This is a genomic window from Ideonella sp., from assembly GCF_041914305.1.
Lineage (GTDB): Bacteria > Pseudomonadota > Gammaproteobacteria > Burkholderiales > Burkholderiaceae_C > Ideonella.
This window is the reverse complement of the sequence record NZ_JAYSDQ010000020.1, coordinates 119,553-133,438: the sequence shown is the minus strand read 5'-3', so window position 1 is coordinate 133,438 and position 13,886 is coordinate 119,553. Positions and strand designations below refer to the sequence as shown.

Here is a 13,886-nt window from a genome sequence, read left to right as displayed (position 1 = left end):
ACGTTGTTCGACGCCGGCCCTTCGAGCGTCAGCGTGTCACCGGCCTGCGACCAGACCAGGTTCCACACGTTGTTGGCCTGGCCGACGATCTTCAGCGTCGCCTTCCACTGCACCGGCACCGAATCGTTGTTGCTGACCTTCACGCTCGCGCAGTAGCCCGAGTTCCAGTCGCTGGTGACGGTGTAGCTGGCCACGATCTTGTTCGACACCGTGACCTGCAGGAAGCCGCTGCCGATCTTCGAGCCCTTTTCCGCGAACATGCGGTTGGCGGTCGCGTCGGCCACGGGCTTGATCGCCCCTTGCTTGTTGACCACGCCGATGCGCAGGCCGCCGCCGGTGGCGTTCACCGCGTTGGCCAGGGCCAGCGGCCACTGGCTGGCGCCGGCGTTGGCGTCGGTCAGCACCAGTGCCGGGTTCGGCACGTAGTTGTCGGCGCCGGTCGTCAGCACGGTGCGCACGTTGACGCTGTCATTGGCGTGCAGCGTCAGCGGCGTCGATGTCAACGGGCCGAGGCCGGTCCACTTGGAGCCGCCGGTGGGCTTGTGCAGCAGCGTCTTCGACTCGGTGTCGGTCAGCCCGTTCGCGTTCTTCACCAGCAGCGAGACCTGCAGGTTCTCGTTGACCTGAGGCTCGGTCAGTACCAGCTTGGCCTTGGGCTTGTTGGCGTCGACGATCTTGGCCGAGGCCAGGTCGCTCGGGTTCAGGCTCCAGGCGTAGGTCAGGCCCTTGCCCTTCGACGCGCTGCCGTCGAGCACCACCGTGGTGGCGCCGGTGACCTCGGTGACATCGGGCTTGAAGCCGATCGTCGCGACCGGTGGCTTGCCGGTGCCGCCTTCGAATTCAACGTCGACGCAGCTGTGGAAGCGCTCGTAGGTGAAGAAGTTGCGGCCCCATTCACCGTAGACCACGTGGCGGCCATTGCGCGCCGGCAGTTGGCAGAAGGTGTGGAACAGCGTGGTGCCTTTTTCGGGCACCACGTCGGGGTTGCCATCGGGCTTGGTGTCGTCGTAGTTCAGCGAGCAGAAGGGCTGGTCTTCGAAGTCGGCCCAAGTCAGGGCCTTGGTGGGCGACCATTCGAAGCCGGGCTTGGTGATGTAGTAGTGGAACTCCTGGGTGTCCGAATAGTGCGGGCCCCACGAGATGTTCCAGGTGAACTCCTTGCGGCCGGCGGCGACCTTGTTGGTCGGCCACTGCATCGGCGTGTCCCAAGGGGTGGCGCCCTTGTTGAAGGTCTCGGCGTTGAAGCCGCAGACATTGGCCGGCAGCGGCGTCACCTCGGCGCGGCCCTTGGTGTGCGTGAGCACGCTCATGAAGTTGTAGCTGCCGGTCCAGTTGGTGTCGAACGCGGTCTTGCACTCGGGGTACTTGGCGGTGCCGTTGGCGACCTCGTCGGGCTTGGTGATCGCGCCGCAGAACCAGTTGCGCGACGGCGGGTCTTGGATCAGGCCGTGGGCCAGGGCCTGCGTGGCGGCCAGCGCCAGCGGCCCCAGCAGCCAGGCGCGGCGCATCGGTGATGAAGTGATGGGCATGGTGGTCTTTCTCAATCGGCGGCAACCGCGCAGATGTTGTGGTCGACGGCCGAGCCGTCCCACAGGCGCTTGAGGTTTTCGTACTTCTCGGTGTTCACGCTGAGCCAGTCATCTTTCAGGATGCCGCCGGTGTCGCCGCTGTTCGGGTTCCAGGCCCAGTAGAAGAAGTTCTTGGTGCCCTTGCACTTGAGCCAGTCGACGAAGTTCGTCTGCCAGACCTGGTCCTTGCCCATGAACTTGCCGCCGAACTCGCCCAGCACCACCGGGTAGGTGGCCATGAAGCGGCCCATCTGGTTCTCCCAGATGCGTGGCATGTTGTTGGGGAAGCCCGCGCTGTCGGCGAAGTACGCCTGGTCGGCCACGTCGGGGCCGTAGATGTGCGGCGACAGCACCAGCTTGTTGGTCGGGATCTTGTTGGCATCGATCGGGTAGCACTGCACCGGCTCGATGTTGCCGCCCCACCAGTGGCCGTCGGGCGTCTGGCAGCTGCCGGCGTTGTCGGACACGCCTTCGACGAACACCAGCACCTTCGGGTTCGCCGCATGCACGGCGGCACCGGCCTTCTCGGCGGCCAGCTTCCAGTCGTTCTCGACCTTGCCGGTGCCCCAGAAGGCGCCGGTGCCCCAGTCGGAGTGCGGCTCGTTCTTCAGGTCGATGCCGATCACGTTCTTGACGTCCTTGTACCGGGTGGTCACGAACACCAGGTCGCGGGTCCAGTCGTCCAGCGTGTAGCCGGGGATGTTGGGCATCTGCGAGATCGCGTTGCAGTCGGGCCGGTGGTGGTCGAGCAGGATGTAGAAGCCGTTGTTGGCGAACTCGGCAATGATCCGGTCCATCGCCTGCAGCGGCGTCTTGCCTTGCAGGTCGGGGTTCAGGTCGTAGCGCACGCCGCCGCTGATGTTGCTGGCCGTCAGCGTCTTGGGGCAGAAGGGCAGGCGCACCGCGTTGAAGCCCAGGCTCTTCATCTGCGCCACCATGTCCTGGTAGCTGCGGGCCCACAGGCCGTGCACGATGCTGTCGGGTGTTTCGAAGCCGAACCAGTTGACGCCGTGCATCTGCACGACCTTGCCGTTCGCGTCGAGGATCTTCTTGCCCTTGACGTGGAACGGCGCCTTGTACTGGCCCTTGGCGGGGATGTGCAGATCGTCCAGCAGCAGCGGCGCTTCGTCGGCGGCATCGGCGGTGATGTCGGCGTCGATCGACTGGGCTTGCGCCAGCAGCGGCGCGAACAGCAGGCCGGCGGCGCAGGCGATGGCCGCGAGGGCGTGCAGGGAATGGGTTCGTTTCATCGGGAGACTCCTCTTTCTTGGTTACTTGATGACGACCGTGCAGTCGTGCCCCGGCACCGATGCGGCCGAGGGCACCGGCTTGGCGCCGGAATAGCCGATCTGCATGCCGGCGGACTTGGTGGTGGCGGGCGGCACGTCCTGGTTGTAGGAAACGGGCACCAGGGTCACCTTGCTGCCGCTGAGCGTGAAGGTGCCGTCCCAGCTGTTGGTGATGGTGAAGGTGTTCGACTCGGTGAAGGTGGCCGTCCAGTTGCTGATCGTGGTGTTGCCGCTGTTCTGCAGGCTCACGGTCAGGATCTGGCCCGAGCCCCAGTCGTTGCTCGAATCCACCGTCAGCGTGCAGGCCTCGCCGCCGCCGCCGGCCTTGGGCGTGGCGGTGACCACGGCCGAAGGCGTCTTGCCGGCCTTGTTGGTCGCGACGACGGTGTAGTAGTAGGGCGTGCCGTTGGTCAGGCCGGTGTCGTTGTAGGCCAGCGTGGCGCCGTCGAGCGTGGCGAGCACGTCGAAGGTGCCGTTGGCCGACAGGCTGCGCTTGACCACGTAGCCGGTGGCGCCCGTGGCGGCCGGCCAGGCCAGGCTCACCTTCTTGTCGCCCGCAGTGGGGGTGACCACCGGCGCACTCGGCGGCACGCCGCCCTTGCCAGGCTTGGCCGAGACCACCTCAGACGCTGTCGCGCCGGCGCTGTTGCGGGCGAAGACCTTGTAGTAGTAGGTGGTGCCGTTGGTCAGGCCCTTGTCGACATAGCTCGTGACCGCCAGCCCCTTCTTGATCTTGGCGAACGGGCCGCCGGCGCTGACGGCGCGCGCGATCTCGTAGGTCTTTGCCCCGTCGACCGCAGCCCACGCGAGCGTGACCTTCTCGTTGCCGGGGGTGGCGGTAGGCTCGGGCGCGGCGGGTGGCGCCAGCACGGTGGTGGCCGATGCCACGTCGCTGTCGGCGCTGTCGCCTGTCTCGTTATGGGCACTGACCACGTAGTAGTAAGTCTTGCCGCCAGCCAGGCCCGAGTCGACGTAGGCGTTGTCGGTCGGCGAGCCCACCAGCGTGAAGCTGCCGGGCGCGCCGGTGGTCGAGCGCTTGACGGCGTAGCTGGCGGCGTTGGCCGCGTCTTGCCAGGCCAGCGTGATCTTGCCGACACCGCCAGTGGCCACCAGGCCTTGCGGCACATCGGGCAGCGGCGGCGGGTCGCCACCGCAGGCCTTGGGCTCGGTGCCGAAGACGCGGCGGCCGTTGTCGAACAACGCGATGCTGGTCACCTTGGCCACGCCCGATTGGGGCAGGCCGATGTACGACGGGTCGTTCGCCGGGTTCCAGTAGTTGCTGCCTTCTGGTGCGGCGATGCGCATCTGCAGCTCTTTCTTGTACGCCGACTGACCGCCCGGGTAGATGTTGGTGCCGCTGAAGTCGCCGGTGGCGAAGTAGAGGTTGCTGCTGGCGCAGCGCTGCAGCGGCTTGACGGTGCCGCCGTCTGAATAGTTGGAGCTGACCTTGATGTCGGCCGCGGTGTGGCCGGCGGCGAAGACCTCGGTCAGGTCCACGTAGTAGCGAAAGCTCAGCTTGGTGCTGTTGTGCGCCGGCCAGCCCGAGCGGTTGTTCACCAGGGCCTTGATCTCGGTGTAGGTCGCGCCCGAGCTGTTGATGCCGGCCTCGACGAACTGCTCGTCTTCGGTCGGCACCTCGGCCTGCGGAAAGTCCGGCAGCGGCGTGCTGCCAGGGAACAGCTGCTGCGCCGCGGCCAGCACGCCGGTGACGGCCGCGTTGTAGTCGGTCGCCACCTCGTTCGAGACGTAGTCGGTGATGCTGTCGGTGTAGGCGTCGGTGGCGCTGGGGCCGCCGACCATGGCGCCATACAGCACGTGGCGGTGGTTGGTGGGCACCGATTGGCTGTCGCTCCACGAGCCATGCGCGGTGCGGTGGTGCGGGTGCTGCGGCGCCGCGGCGCCAAAGCCGATCATGTAGCTGCCGTGGCGCGGGTTGTCGCCCAGCGCGTAGTTCAGCTGCTTCATCGCGAAGTCGCGGTAGGTCTGCTTCTTGTCGGTGTTGGCCACGTCTTTCGCATACACCATCGCCAGGAACGACTCGTTCAGCGCATAGCGCAGCGAGCCCCATTGCGAAAGCCAGCTCAGGCCACCCGGCGTCACGGTCACGTGCTCGCCCTCGGGCGTGCCGGTGGTCCAGTAGGCGAGGTTGCGCTCGATCGCGTCGATGTATTTCTGCTTGCCGGTGATGCGCGCCAGCAGCAGGTAGACGCCGTAGTGCTTGCTGTCCCAGTCCTGCGTCCACTTGTAGGGCAGGTACGAGGTCTGGCCCTCGGAGCCGAAGCCGTCGGCACCGGTGTGCACATACGACTCGGCCTTGTCGAGATAGGCCTGCTCGCCGGTGGCGCGGTACAGCCACAGCGCGCCCCACGACAGCTCGTCGTTGAAGCCCGACCAGGAGTTGTAGTAACCCTGCGCATCGGTGATGCACTCGGTGTACTTCTGGCGCTTGGTGTCGGCCAGCGTGTAGAGCTGCTTGGCGTGCGTGAGCAGCTTGGTGGCATAGGCCGCGTCGGTGGCCTTGAAGACCATCGAGGCAGCGGCCATCGCCGCGGCGGTTTCGCCGGCCAGGTCCGAGCCGCCGCAGCTGCTGTCGATCTTGTAGGCCGGCGCGGCCTTCGGGTAGACCTCGACCGGGCCCCACCAGCTGTGGTCGGTGCTGCCGTTGCCCACCTGGCCGTAGAAGACGTTGGCCGACGGGTGGGCCTTGATGAAGTAGTCGTTGACGAAACGCAAGTTGCGCAACAGCGCGTCGTACTGGCCGGCGCTCTTGTGGCCGGCTTCGAATTCCAGCGCGCCCCAGGCGAGCTCGGTGGCGGTGTAGGCCATCGGGAAGCCGAACTTCACGTGGTCACCGGCGTCGTACCAGCCGCCGGTCAGGTCCAGCCCCACGTCGCTGCCGTCGGTCAGGCGCGAGTCGCCGCGCCAGCTGACGCGGTTCCAGTCGGGTTTCTTGCCCGACTGCTGGGCCTCGTAGAAGAAGAGCGACTTCTGCAGCGCCTCGGCGTAGTTGTAGCGCGGGGCCGCGTTGGTGTTGGTGGTGACGCTGAGCGCACGCTCGCGGCTGTCGGCCGCGTTGGCGCTGCTGTCGGCCGGATCGGAGCCGCCGCCGCACGCGGCCAGCAAAGCAGCCGGCAGCGCCAGCCAGGCGCGCGCGCGCAAACGGTTCCATCCCTCGCGAGAGGGTTTCGTTTCAAGGTTCATGTCGGCTCCTCCGATGAATAGACAGCGTTGTCATTCGGTGGCAAAAAAAACGGCCGGAAAGCCAAGCGAGGTCTTGTTGCCTGCTCAAGTTAACCGGATCAGTGACCAGGGCACCCTCATGCCCGATTCGCTTCGCGATACAGTCGTTCGCGAATGCGGCCCAGGTTGTATTCCCCGCGGCAAACTGCGTCAACGGGGTCTGACCGTAGGCCTTACACACCGTCACATCGCTTTAACCGCGAGACCTCTTGGGCGGCCCGCAGCAAACGGTGCGCCCGGCCCTGAAAAGGGCTTGGCTTGCGCCGCCGCGGGGTCTGCAGTTGAATCGACAAGCCACCCAGCGCGGCCCGACCCAGGCGGTGCGGTGTGGACATACAAGAAAATTTCAAGGAGTGCTCTCGTGTCAAAACTCAGTGGAGCTGGGCTGCATGTGCCATGGCGGCCCAATAACCCGTTGGTTGGTGGGTCGTGCACAGGCGAGGCTGCCGTGGCGGCCCGTGCCCCCCGCAGGCCCAGGCTGCGGGCCGTGTGGCTGGCGGCCGTGTGGTCGCTGGTGCTGACGGGCTGCGCCAGCCAGCGCGCGATGCAGCAGCAAGAGGCCGCGGCGCCCGGCCGAGGGCCAGGGGCGGTTGCGGCCAGCCCAGCGCCCATGCTCAGGGCCGTGGGCGCCGCGGCGCCGGCAGGCAGCACCTGCCGCGCACACGAGCCCAGCCCGCAAGAGCTGGCCAAGCAGCACGGCGAGATCGAGCCGCTGCGGGTGCCGGCGCTGTACAGCGAGCTGTTCTATGGCGAGCACCGCGATTCACTGGCCGCCCTCGATGCGGGCGGCATCGGCTTTCGCCAGTACAAGCAGTTCGACGACCGTGACAGCGGCTTGTCTGGTTATGTGCTGCTCGACGATGCGAGCGGCCACGCGCTGGTGCTGTTCAAGGGCATGGACCGGCCGTTTGCCGAACGAGACGGCTGGGGCGGGGTGCTGACCGACCTGGGCGGTGTGCTGGCGGCCAAGTTCGGCACCGGCAACGAACAGATTCGCCGCGGCGACGATGCCTACACCGAGGCGCTGTGCGACGAGGCCATCAAGTCGATCGAGCTGGTGGGCTATTCGATGGGCTCGCAGATCGCCAACTACCTGGCGGTCAAGTACGGCGCCTACGCCGTGGTGTTCGGCGACATGGGGCTGGACTCGACGCTGCTCGAGCGCCACGCGCATGGCGATGTGCAGGCCGCGCGCGAACAGGCCCGCGAGCACATCGTGTCGTTGTCATTGGGCGGCGACCTGGTGGTCAAGGTGTTCGGCGTGGGCCGGGTGGTGGGCACCGTGGTGAAGCTGCCGGGCAGCCTGGCCGGCGTGCTGCACCAGCCCGAGGTCTATGCCCATGCGGCGAACGCAGCGCTGCGCGAACGCGAAGCCGCCCACGACGAGGCGGCCAGCACGGCGATGCGCGCCCACGGGGGCACCCCACGACAATACGCCGACGACGCGCACGGCAGCACCGACGACAGCATGGGCCTGGCTGTGGATGCGCACAAATCGCCAGCCCGGCATTGAGCCTTCAACCCATCGCCATTCAGCGCCGCTGCGAAGACGCCGCATTGCGCCGGTAGAACTCTGGCGGCTTGCTGGCCACCCAGCGAATGAAGTCGGCGATGGCGGGGTGCGCGCGCAGCGATTCCCACGAGTGGAAGTTGCGCGCCAGCTCTTTCTCGTTGAAGGTCGCGTGGATCTTGCGGTGGCAGATGCGGTGCACCGCCTCTTTCGCCACGCCACCCTGGCTGCGCGGCACCAGGTGGTGCTCATCGACGCTGGCGCCGGGCACCAGCGGCCGCGCGCAAAGCGGGCAGGGGCCGGGCGGCTCTGGTGGATGGCACCAGTTGGTGCGGGCCCGTTGACTTCGCTTGACAACCATCGGGCGAGTCTAGGTCAACGCAGGCCACGACAAGGTTGAGCCCTTCATAATTGACGCCTGACCACTGCTGTTCGAGATGCCTACCTTCGTCATGGATAAGTCCTTGCTGCAGCAGCAGGTGCTGGACCGGCTCGCCGAAGACCTGCTGCAAGTCGAACAGGCCGCGAGGGCGGCCCATGAGGCCGCGACTCACGAAGAAAACATCGCCGAAAACAAGTACGACACATTGGGCCTCGAAGCCGCCTACCTGGCGACCGGCCAAGCTCGCCGCGCCGAAGCCATTCGCCAGGCGATGGCCGATTGGCGCAATTTCCGCCCGCGCCCCTACGACGCCAGCCAAGGCATACAGCTCGGCGCGCTGGTCTGCCTGGTCGATTCCGACGACAAGCAGCAGCAGCTCTTTCTCGGTCCACATGGGGGTAGCATGAAATTGGTCAGCGGCGTTCAGCTCGTGCAGGTCATGAGCAGCGAAGCCCCGTTGGGCAAGGCCATGCTGGGCAAACGCGAGGGTGACGAGGTGTCGATACAGATCGCCCAAATCCGACAGCAGTTTGAGGTGCTGTGGGTTCATTGAGCGGCAAGCAGGTGCTGTGCGGCGAGCGAGTCCGCCACACGCAGACCCCGACCTTGCCCGCTCAGGACGACAAGCCATGACGCCGATTCAACAATGGCGTGCCACCCGCAGCCTGCGCCTGCTGCTGCAGACGCTGCGCGACATGCTGGTCTCGATGGGCCCACTGCTGTTGCTCGGCGGGGGCCTGCTGGCAGCGGCCTACTGGTGGCTGGATCCGCAACCGCCGCACCAGGTGAGGCTGGCCACTGGCCCGGCCGGGAGTGCCTACGCCGGCTTCGGTGAGGGCTACGCGAAGGCGCTGGCGCGCGAGCACATCCAGGTGGAGCTGATCGCCAGCGAAGGCGCGCAGGACGATCTGGCCTATCTGCGCGCGGGCACGGCCGATGTGGGCTTCGTGCGCGGCGGCATGGCCGATCCGGCAGCCGATACCGAGGCCGGCATCGTCTCGCTGGGCAGCCTGTTCTACGAGCCGATCTGGGTCTTCTATCGCCGCGATCTCGGCATCGCGCGCCGCCAGCCCGGCGGCGAATTGCAGCGCCTGGCCCAGCTGCGCGGCCTGCGAGTCAATGTGGACCAGGACGGCAGCGGTGTACCGCAGATCGTCGAGAAGCTGCTGGCGCTGAACCAGCTGAAGCCGGCCGATCTGCGGCTGTCCAATCTGGCGCCCGACGCCGCCGGCGCGGCCCTGCGCCAGGGCCGGTTGGACGCCGCGGTGCTGATCTCGGCGCCGCAGGCCGGCCTGATCCGCGCGCTGCTGCGCGACCCGGCCATTGCGCTGATGGCCTTCGAGCAGAACGAGGCCTATTCGCGGCACCTGCCTTTCCTGTCCACCGTGAGCCTGCCGCGCGGCGTGGTGGACGTGGCGGCCGATCTGCCGCCTCACGACGTGCCGCTGCTGGCCACCACCACCGCACTGCTGGCGCGCGAGCAGACGCACCCCGCGCTGCGCCAGCTGTTCGCGCAGGCGGCCCTGGGCCAGCACAGCGAAGCAGGCTGGTTCAACGGCGCGCGCGACTTCCCCAACACCCGCACCAGCGAGCTGCCGGTCAGCGCCGAGGGCGACCGCGCGATCAACGGCACGCCGCCGGCCTGGGCGCGCTACCTTCCCTTCTGGGCCGGCAATCTGCTGGAACGCATGTGGCTGGTGGTCGGCGGTCTGCTGGTGCTGATGCTGCCGCTGTCGCGCGTCGTGCCGCCGCTCTACACCTTCCGCGTGCGCTCGCGCGTGTTCCGCTGGTATGCGCGACTGCGCGAGGTGGAAGCAAAGCTGGAAATCGGCACCGCCGAGCGCGACGCTTTGCTCGACGAACTGGACGAGCTGGACCGTGTCACACACCGCATCGCGGTGCCGCTGTCCTATGCCGACGAGCTTTACGCGCTGCGCAACAACATCTATGCGGTGCGCAAGCGCCTGCTGGCGCAGCGGTCCCAGCCGACGGACGGACCGATCGATTGATCGACGAGTGACGCCGCGGCGTCCTGCCTGTTCGTTTCGATCCAGCCAACCCCGCCGTTGCTCAACTGGGCTCCGGCGGGCGACGATGGAGTGGCCGAGAACTTCCAGGCGCGGCCATGAACTCACGGTCCCGGCCAGTTGCAGCCGGTCGCGACAGACCGGTCCCGGGTGGGCAGTGCTCGGCACTGCTACCTCAAGGGATGCCTTTCGAGTTGGCGAGTTTCGACGTGTGCTCGCGCCTCTCCCACGCTTTGTCGGGATTTCACGATCGCAGCTGCGGTGAGTCCATCCGCTTGTGAAGTTTTGCGGATGCCAGCCTCTCGTGCGTGTCGACGGTCCGTCCATGGCGACGCCGTATCCTACGATCCGTTTCCCGCCACACCTTCCATCGCCATGAAGCTCCCCTGGACCGCGCCCACCGCGAGAGATATCGTCGATGAGGTCTGCGCCCTCGGCCACGACCAGCGATTCCGTCGGATGATCGAATTCGGCCGGCAGTCGGCCGAGAATCACCGATTGGCGCAAGCGCTGCAGACGTTGGCGGGCTCGGAGGTCCACTACGAGCGGATGCTGGCCTTGATGGCAGCGTCGGGGTCGCGGGACGCAGGCGTCGTGGCGAGCTTCCTGGGCGATCCGTCTCAGTCCCTCGCCTTGCGCGCCGCGCGACTCGCTGCGCGGATGGTTCCTGATGGCGTGGTGTCCGAGCGGATGCCTGATCTGGCGCCGCTCTGTCGCCGGACCCTGGCCTGGCGGCTCTGGAAGGCAGGGCGGGCCCACGTCAACGATGCGGTCCATGCGCGGCTATCGCAGGCGGACCGTGCGCATCTTCTGCCCTGGACCAGTGACGCCTTCATCGCTGCAAGACTCGGCACGGACGAACTCGCGTCACTCGCACCGTCGCGATGGGCGACGCTGGCCCAGCGGCTGCCGGCACTCGTCCGGGATTTGCTATTGCGTGAAATCGAGGAAGCCGAGCCGATCTCCTACGTTCTGCGCATGAGAGTTGTGGCAGCCCTGCATGGCCTGCTACGCCAGGATCGCGACGCCGGCTTGACGCTGCTCGCGGCGGCAGCTCGCCGGATGCCGATCCCGACGCTTCCCATCGGCCGCTACGCCGCGCATTTCCCACAGGCGGTTGCCGGCATCCTTCTGGATCACGCTGGCGCGGCGGGCGTTGGCTTAGCGGTCAATGTGCTGAAAAGGCTGGATCCCCAGACCGTGTGCGCGCTCCAATTGGCGGACGCGCTGCCGAACCTGCAGGCCGTTTTCGCTCGGCTGACCCCACCGCAGCGCGCGGCGCTCTATGGCATCGCCAGTGAAGTGTGGCGAGCGCCCAGCGGGGCGGTACCCGTCTCGTTGGTGCGCGCCTTGTCCCAGGAAACCCGGCAGGCCGAAGCACGCCGTGCTTTCTCGGCGCGCCTCCTGGAGACCGAGCCGATGGCTCGCGTCGCTTACCTCGGCTGCCTGCCGTTTGCGGAGGCGTCGCAACTGGCGCAGCCGTACCTGTCGCAGCCCGATGGCGAGCTGCGCGCGCAGGCTGTCGCTGCGGTGGTCCACGCCGCCCGCTACGAATCCGCGTGCCTGGACGCCGTGCTCGACTTCTGCATGGCTCGTGAAAACGAGCAGGATCCGGTGCGGCTCGCGATGTTCACGGCGCTCGCGGCGCTGCCCGTCTCGCGCTGGGGTGCCGGGCACCTACCCCGCTTCACAGCCCTGATCGACGCGGCGCTTCGCACGCGTGACTGCTCGTCCATGACCATGTCGGCCGCGGTGCAGTGGCTGATGGGGGTCATCGTCACGCACCCCGATTTCGTCGTGCAAACCTTGCCGCGCCTGGTCGAGCGCCTGGGCGGCATCGGCCGGATCGGCGCTGCCCACTGGGAATCGCGCATGAGCGATCGGGAGATGCGGCGAGTGGCGCCGACGCTGATGCCGATGCTCCAGACCTGGGTCCAGCGCAACCAGGGCGGCGTCGCCGCGCGGCTGATCCTGGCGTTTGGTCGTCGGGCGCGGGCGGCCGATTGCTTCACCGATCTCCTGTTCGCGCTCGCCCGCGACGGCCGTGCCAATGACGCTCGATCGGGGCTCGAGGCACTGGCGCAGATCGGGCCTGCGAAGCGGATGGACGAATGGATCCCGCCTTTGCTCGACAGCGAGCCCGGCTGGATCACTGTTCACACGGTTGCGCAGCACCTGCACAGGAACCGGCAAGACTTGCTGACGCCGTTCTTGACCGCCCGCCGGTTCAGCGGCCGCTTCTCCACCGCCCAGGCGGCCTTTCTGCCCGTCTTTGAGAGCGGCTTCGAGCGTTGGACCGCGGCGCAGCAACAGCTCTATGGCGACTCGCTGCTGGCGATCCTGAACAGCGCCAAACGGAACGCCTGGGAACTGTATGGCGTCGTCCAGCGATACGCCGCCATGCCTTCGCTTGACCTGGATCCGGTCATCCGCCTCGCGCGCCTGGACTCCCCGGATGCGGCGCTGCGCGACAAGGCCCTGGAAGCACTCGGGCGCTCAGACGGCGGACGTGGAGTGTCCACGCTGGTCTCCGCGCTCGACGACGCACGCGCGCGCGTCGCGATCTACGCCTTGCGGCAATCGGTGGTCGCCATGCCCGCCGCGCCAGCGCTGCGGCTGATGGCGCAGGTGCCACGGAGCAAGGTCACCGTGGCCAAGGAAATCGTGCGCCTGGTCGGCGACCTGCGCAGCGACGCGGCGTACAACTTCCTGGCGACGTTCGACGAGGACGAGTCGCTGCACCCGGACGTGCGGATTGCGCTGCTGCGCGCCTACTGGAACTTCCTCGACCGGCCCGAGACCTGGCTGCGCCTTCGCGCCGCGGCGCTCGACGGCCCTGCGGCGCTGGCACGTTCCACGATTCGCGTGCCCCAGGTCGGATTGACGCCCGAAGGCCAGCATGCTTGGGGCCAGCACATGGCCCTGTTGCTTCAGCATGCCGACGCGCTCATTCGCAAGGAAACCCTTGAGCGGCTCGTTCAGATGCCGCCAGCGAGAGGGGAGTCTTCCCTCCGTGATGCCCTGGTCGGGCTGCTTGATGACGTTGACCCTGTGCTGGTTCAGCTGGCCTCGCAGGTCTTGCTCGCAACTTACGGTCGCACTGCCGGCCAGGCGTTGGCGGCTGATTTCGCCGCGGTGAGGCGGCCGCATTCGCTTGCGGCTATCGTCTCTGCATATCGCCATCTCCGGCGCGAAGGCGCTGCGGAACTGACCACCTCCGCAGCCTCGCTGGTGGACGCGCTGATCGACCGACGCTGGCACGTTGGTCAAGCCGTTCAGGTGGCGCTCACGGTCCTGCCACCAGGCCCGGCCCTGGATATGCTTCATCGATTGCATGCCAAGGGTTTACTGCATCCGGGCGTCGTCTCCGACGCGGTCGCTTCGATGGCGCAGTGCGCGGCTGGCCGAAGCGTGCCGAACCTTGCCACGCTGGAGGGAACGCTGGGCGCCGAGGCGTCCGGGGCACTGCGCCGCATCGGGTTGGGACTGCTGTGCGAACTGGCCGTGAAAGGGGGCTGGACGTTCGAGGCACGTCAGCGGTTGCAGACGTATCGCAGAGATCCGGATCAGTGGGTGTCCGATGCGGCGGATCTCGTGCGCGTACCGCTCGCAGAGGCGGACGGGAATCGGACGGGGGAGTGATCTCTGTCGTCATGCAGACTGATTCCGAGCAAGCAATTCACACCCTACCGCTTCTTGACTCACATGGGTGTCAAGGATGGATCCGACAAGCGGACTGAAGAAGCAGCGCAAAGGGCGTTGCGTTGATGGCTGCGTTTGAGGCGGTGTGACTGCAAACGGCCAGGAGCGGGCCTTGGCGATTGCGTCTGAAAGGGGGCCATCACGCGCTCGGTCGCGGCAGCGTTTAGG

8 protein-coding genes are annotated in these 13,886 nt (G+C 67.2%); 4 read left to right on the top strand and 4 right to left on the bottom strand.

The features are described from left to right. From ACE3SG_RS23480 to ACE3SG_RS23470, 3 genes are all read right to left on the bottom strand, one after another. The coding region (locus ACE3SG_RS23480; RefSeq protein ID WP_374568654.1) for a lytic polysaccharide monooxygenase at positions 1-1,529 on the bottom strand (1,529 nt) is incomplete at its 3' end. An 11-nt stretch (positions 1,530-1,540) separates the two neighbouring features. Then, positions 1,541-2,818: a glycoside hydrolase family 5 protein gene (locus ACE3SG_RS23475; RefSeq protein ID WP_374568653.1), complete on the bottom strand. Its 1,278-nt coding sequence runs from the start codon at positions 2,816-2,818 to the stop codon at positions 1,541-1,543. Positions 2,819-2,839: 21 nt separating this feature from the next. Then, positions 2,840-6,058 (bottom strand): glycoside hydrolase family 9 protein, encoded by a 3,219-nt coding sequence (locus ACE3SG_RS23470; RefSeq protein WP_374568652.1) that lies wholly within the window; start codon positions 6,056-6,058, stop codon positions 2,840-2,842. Between the two features lie 649 nt (positions 6,059-6,707). Here ACE3SG_RS23470 and ACE3SG_RS23465 point away from each other — a divergent pair. After that, on the top strand, positions 6,708-7,610 hold the full coding sequence (locus ACE3SG_RS23465) for a hypothetical protein (protein WP_374568651.1): 903 nt from the start codon (positions 6,708-6,710) through the stop codon (positions 7,608-7,610). A 19-nt stretch (positions 7,611-7,629) separates the two neighbouring features. Here ACE3SG_RS23465 and ACE3SG_RS23460 read toward each other — a convergent pair whose 3' ends face one another. After that, positions 7,630-7,968 (bottom strand): HNH endonuclease, encoded by a 339-nt coding sequence (locus ACE3SG_RS23460; RefSeq protein WP_374568650.1) that lies wholly within the window; start codon positions 7,966-7,968, stop codon positions 7,630-7,632. 91 nt (positions 7,969-8,059) lie between these two features. Between ACE3SG_RS23460 and ACE3SG_RS23455 the strand changes: the two genes are divergently transcribed. The 3 genes from ACE3SG_RS23455 to ACE3SG_RS23445 all read left to right on the top strand — a co-directional run bounded on the left by ACE3SG_RS23455 (position 8,060) and on the right by ACE3SG_RS23445 (position 13,658). Further along, complete coding sequence (locus ACE3SG_RS23455) at positions 8,060-8,542, top strand: GreA/GreB family elongation factor (RefSeq protein WP_374568657.1); 483 nt, start codon at positions 8,060-8,062, stop codon at positions 8,540-8,542. A gap of 76 nt (positions 8,543-8,618) precedes the next feature. Then, on the top strand, positions 8,619-9,998 hold the full coding sequence (locus ACE3SG_RS23450) for a TAXI family TRAP transporter solute-binding subunit (RefSeq protein ID WP_374568649.1): 1,380 nt from the start codon (positions 8,619-8,621) through the stop codon (positions 9,996-9,998). 393 nt (positions 9,999-10,391) lie between these two features. After that, entirely contained in the window at positions 10,392-13,658 is a 3,267-nt protein-coding gene (locus ACE3SG_RS23445; RefSeq protein ID WP_374568648.1) for a hypothetical protein, read from the top strand. The last annotated feature ends 228 nt before the right edge of the window (positions 13,659-13,886 follow it).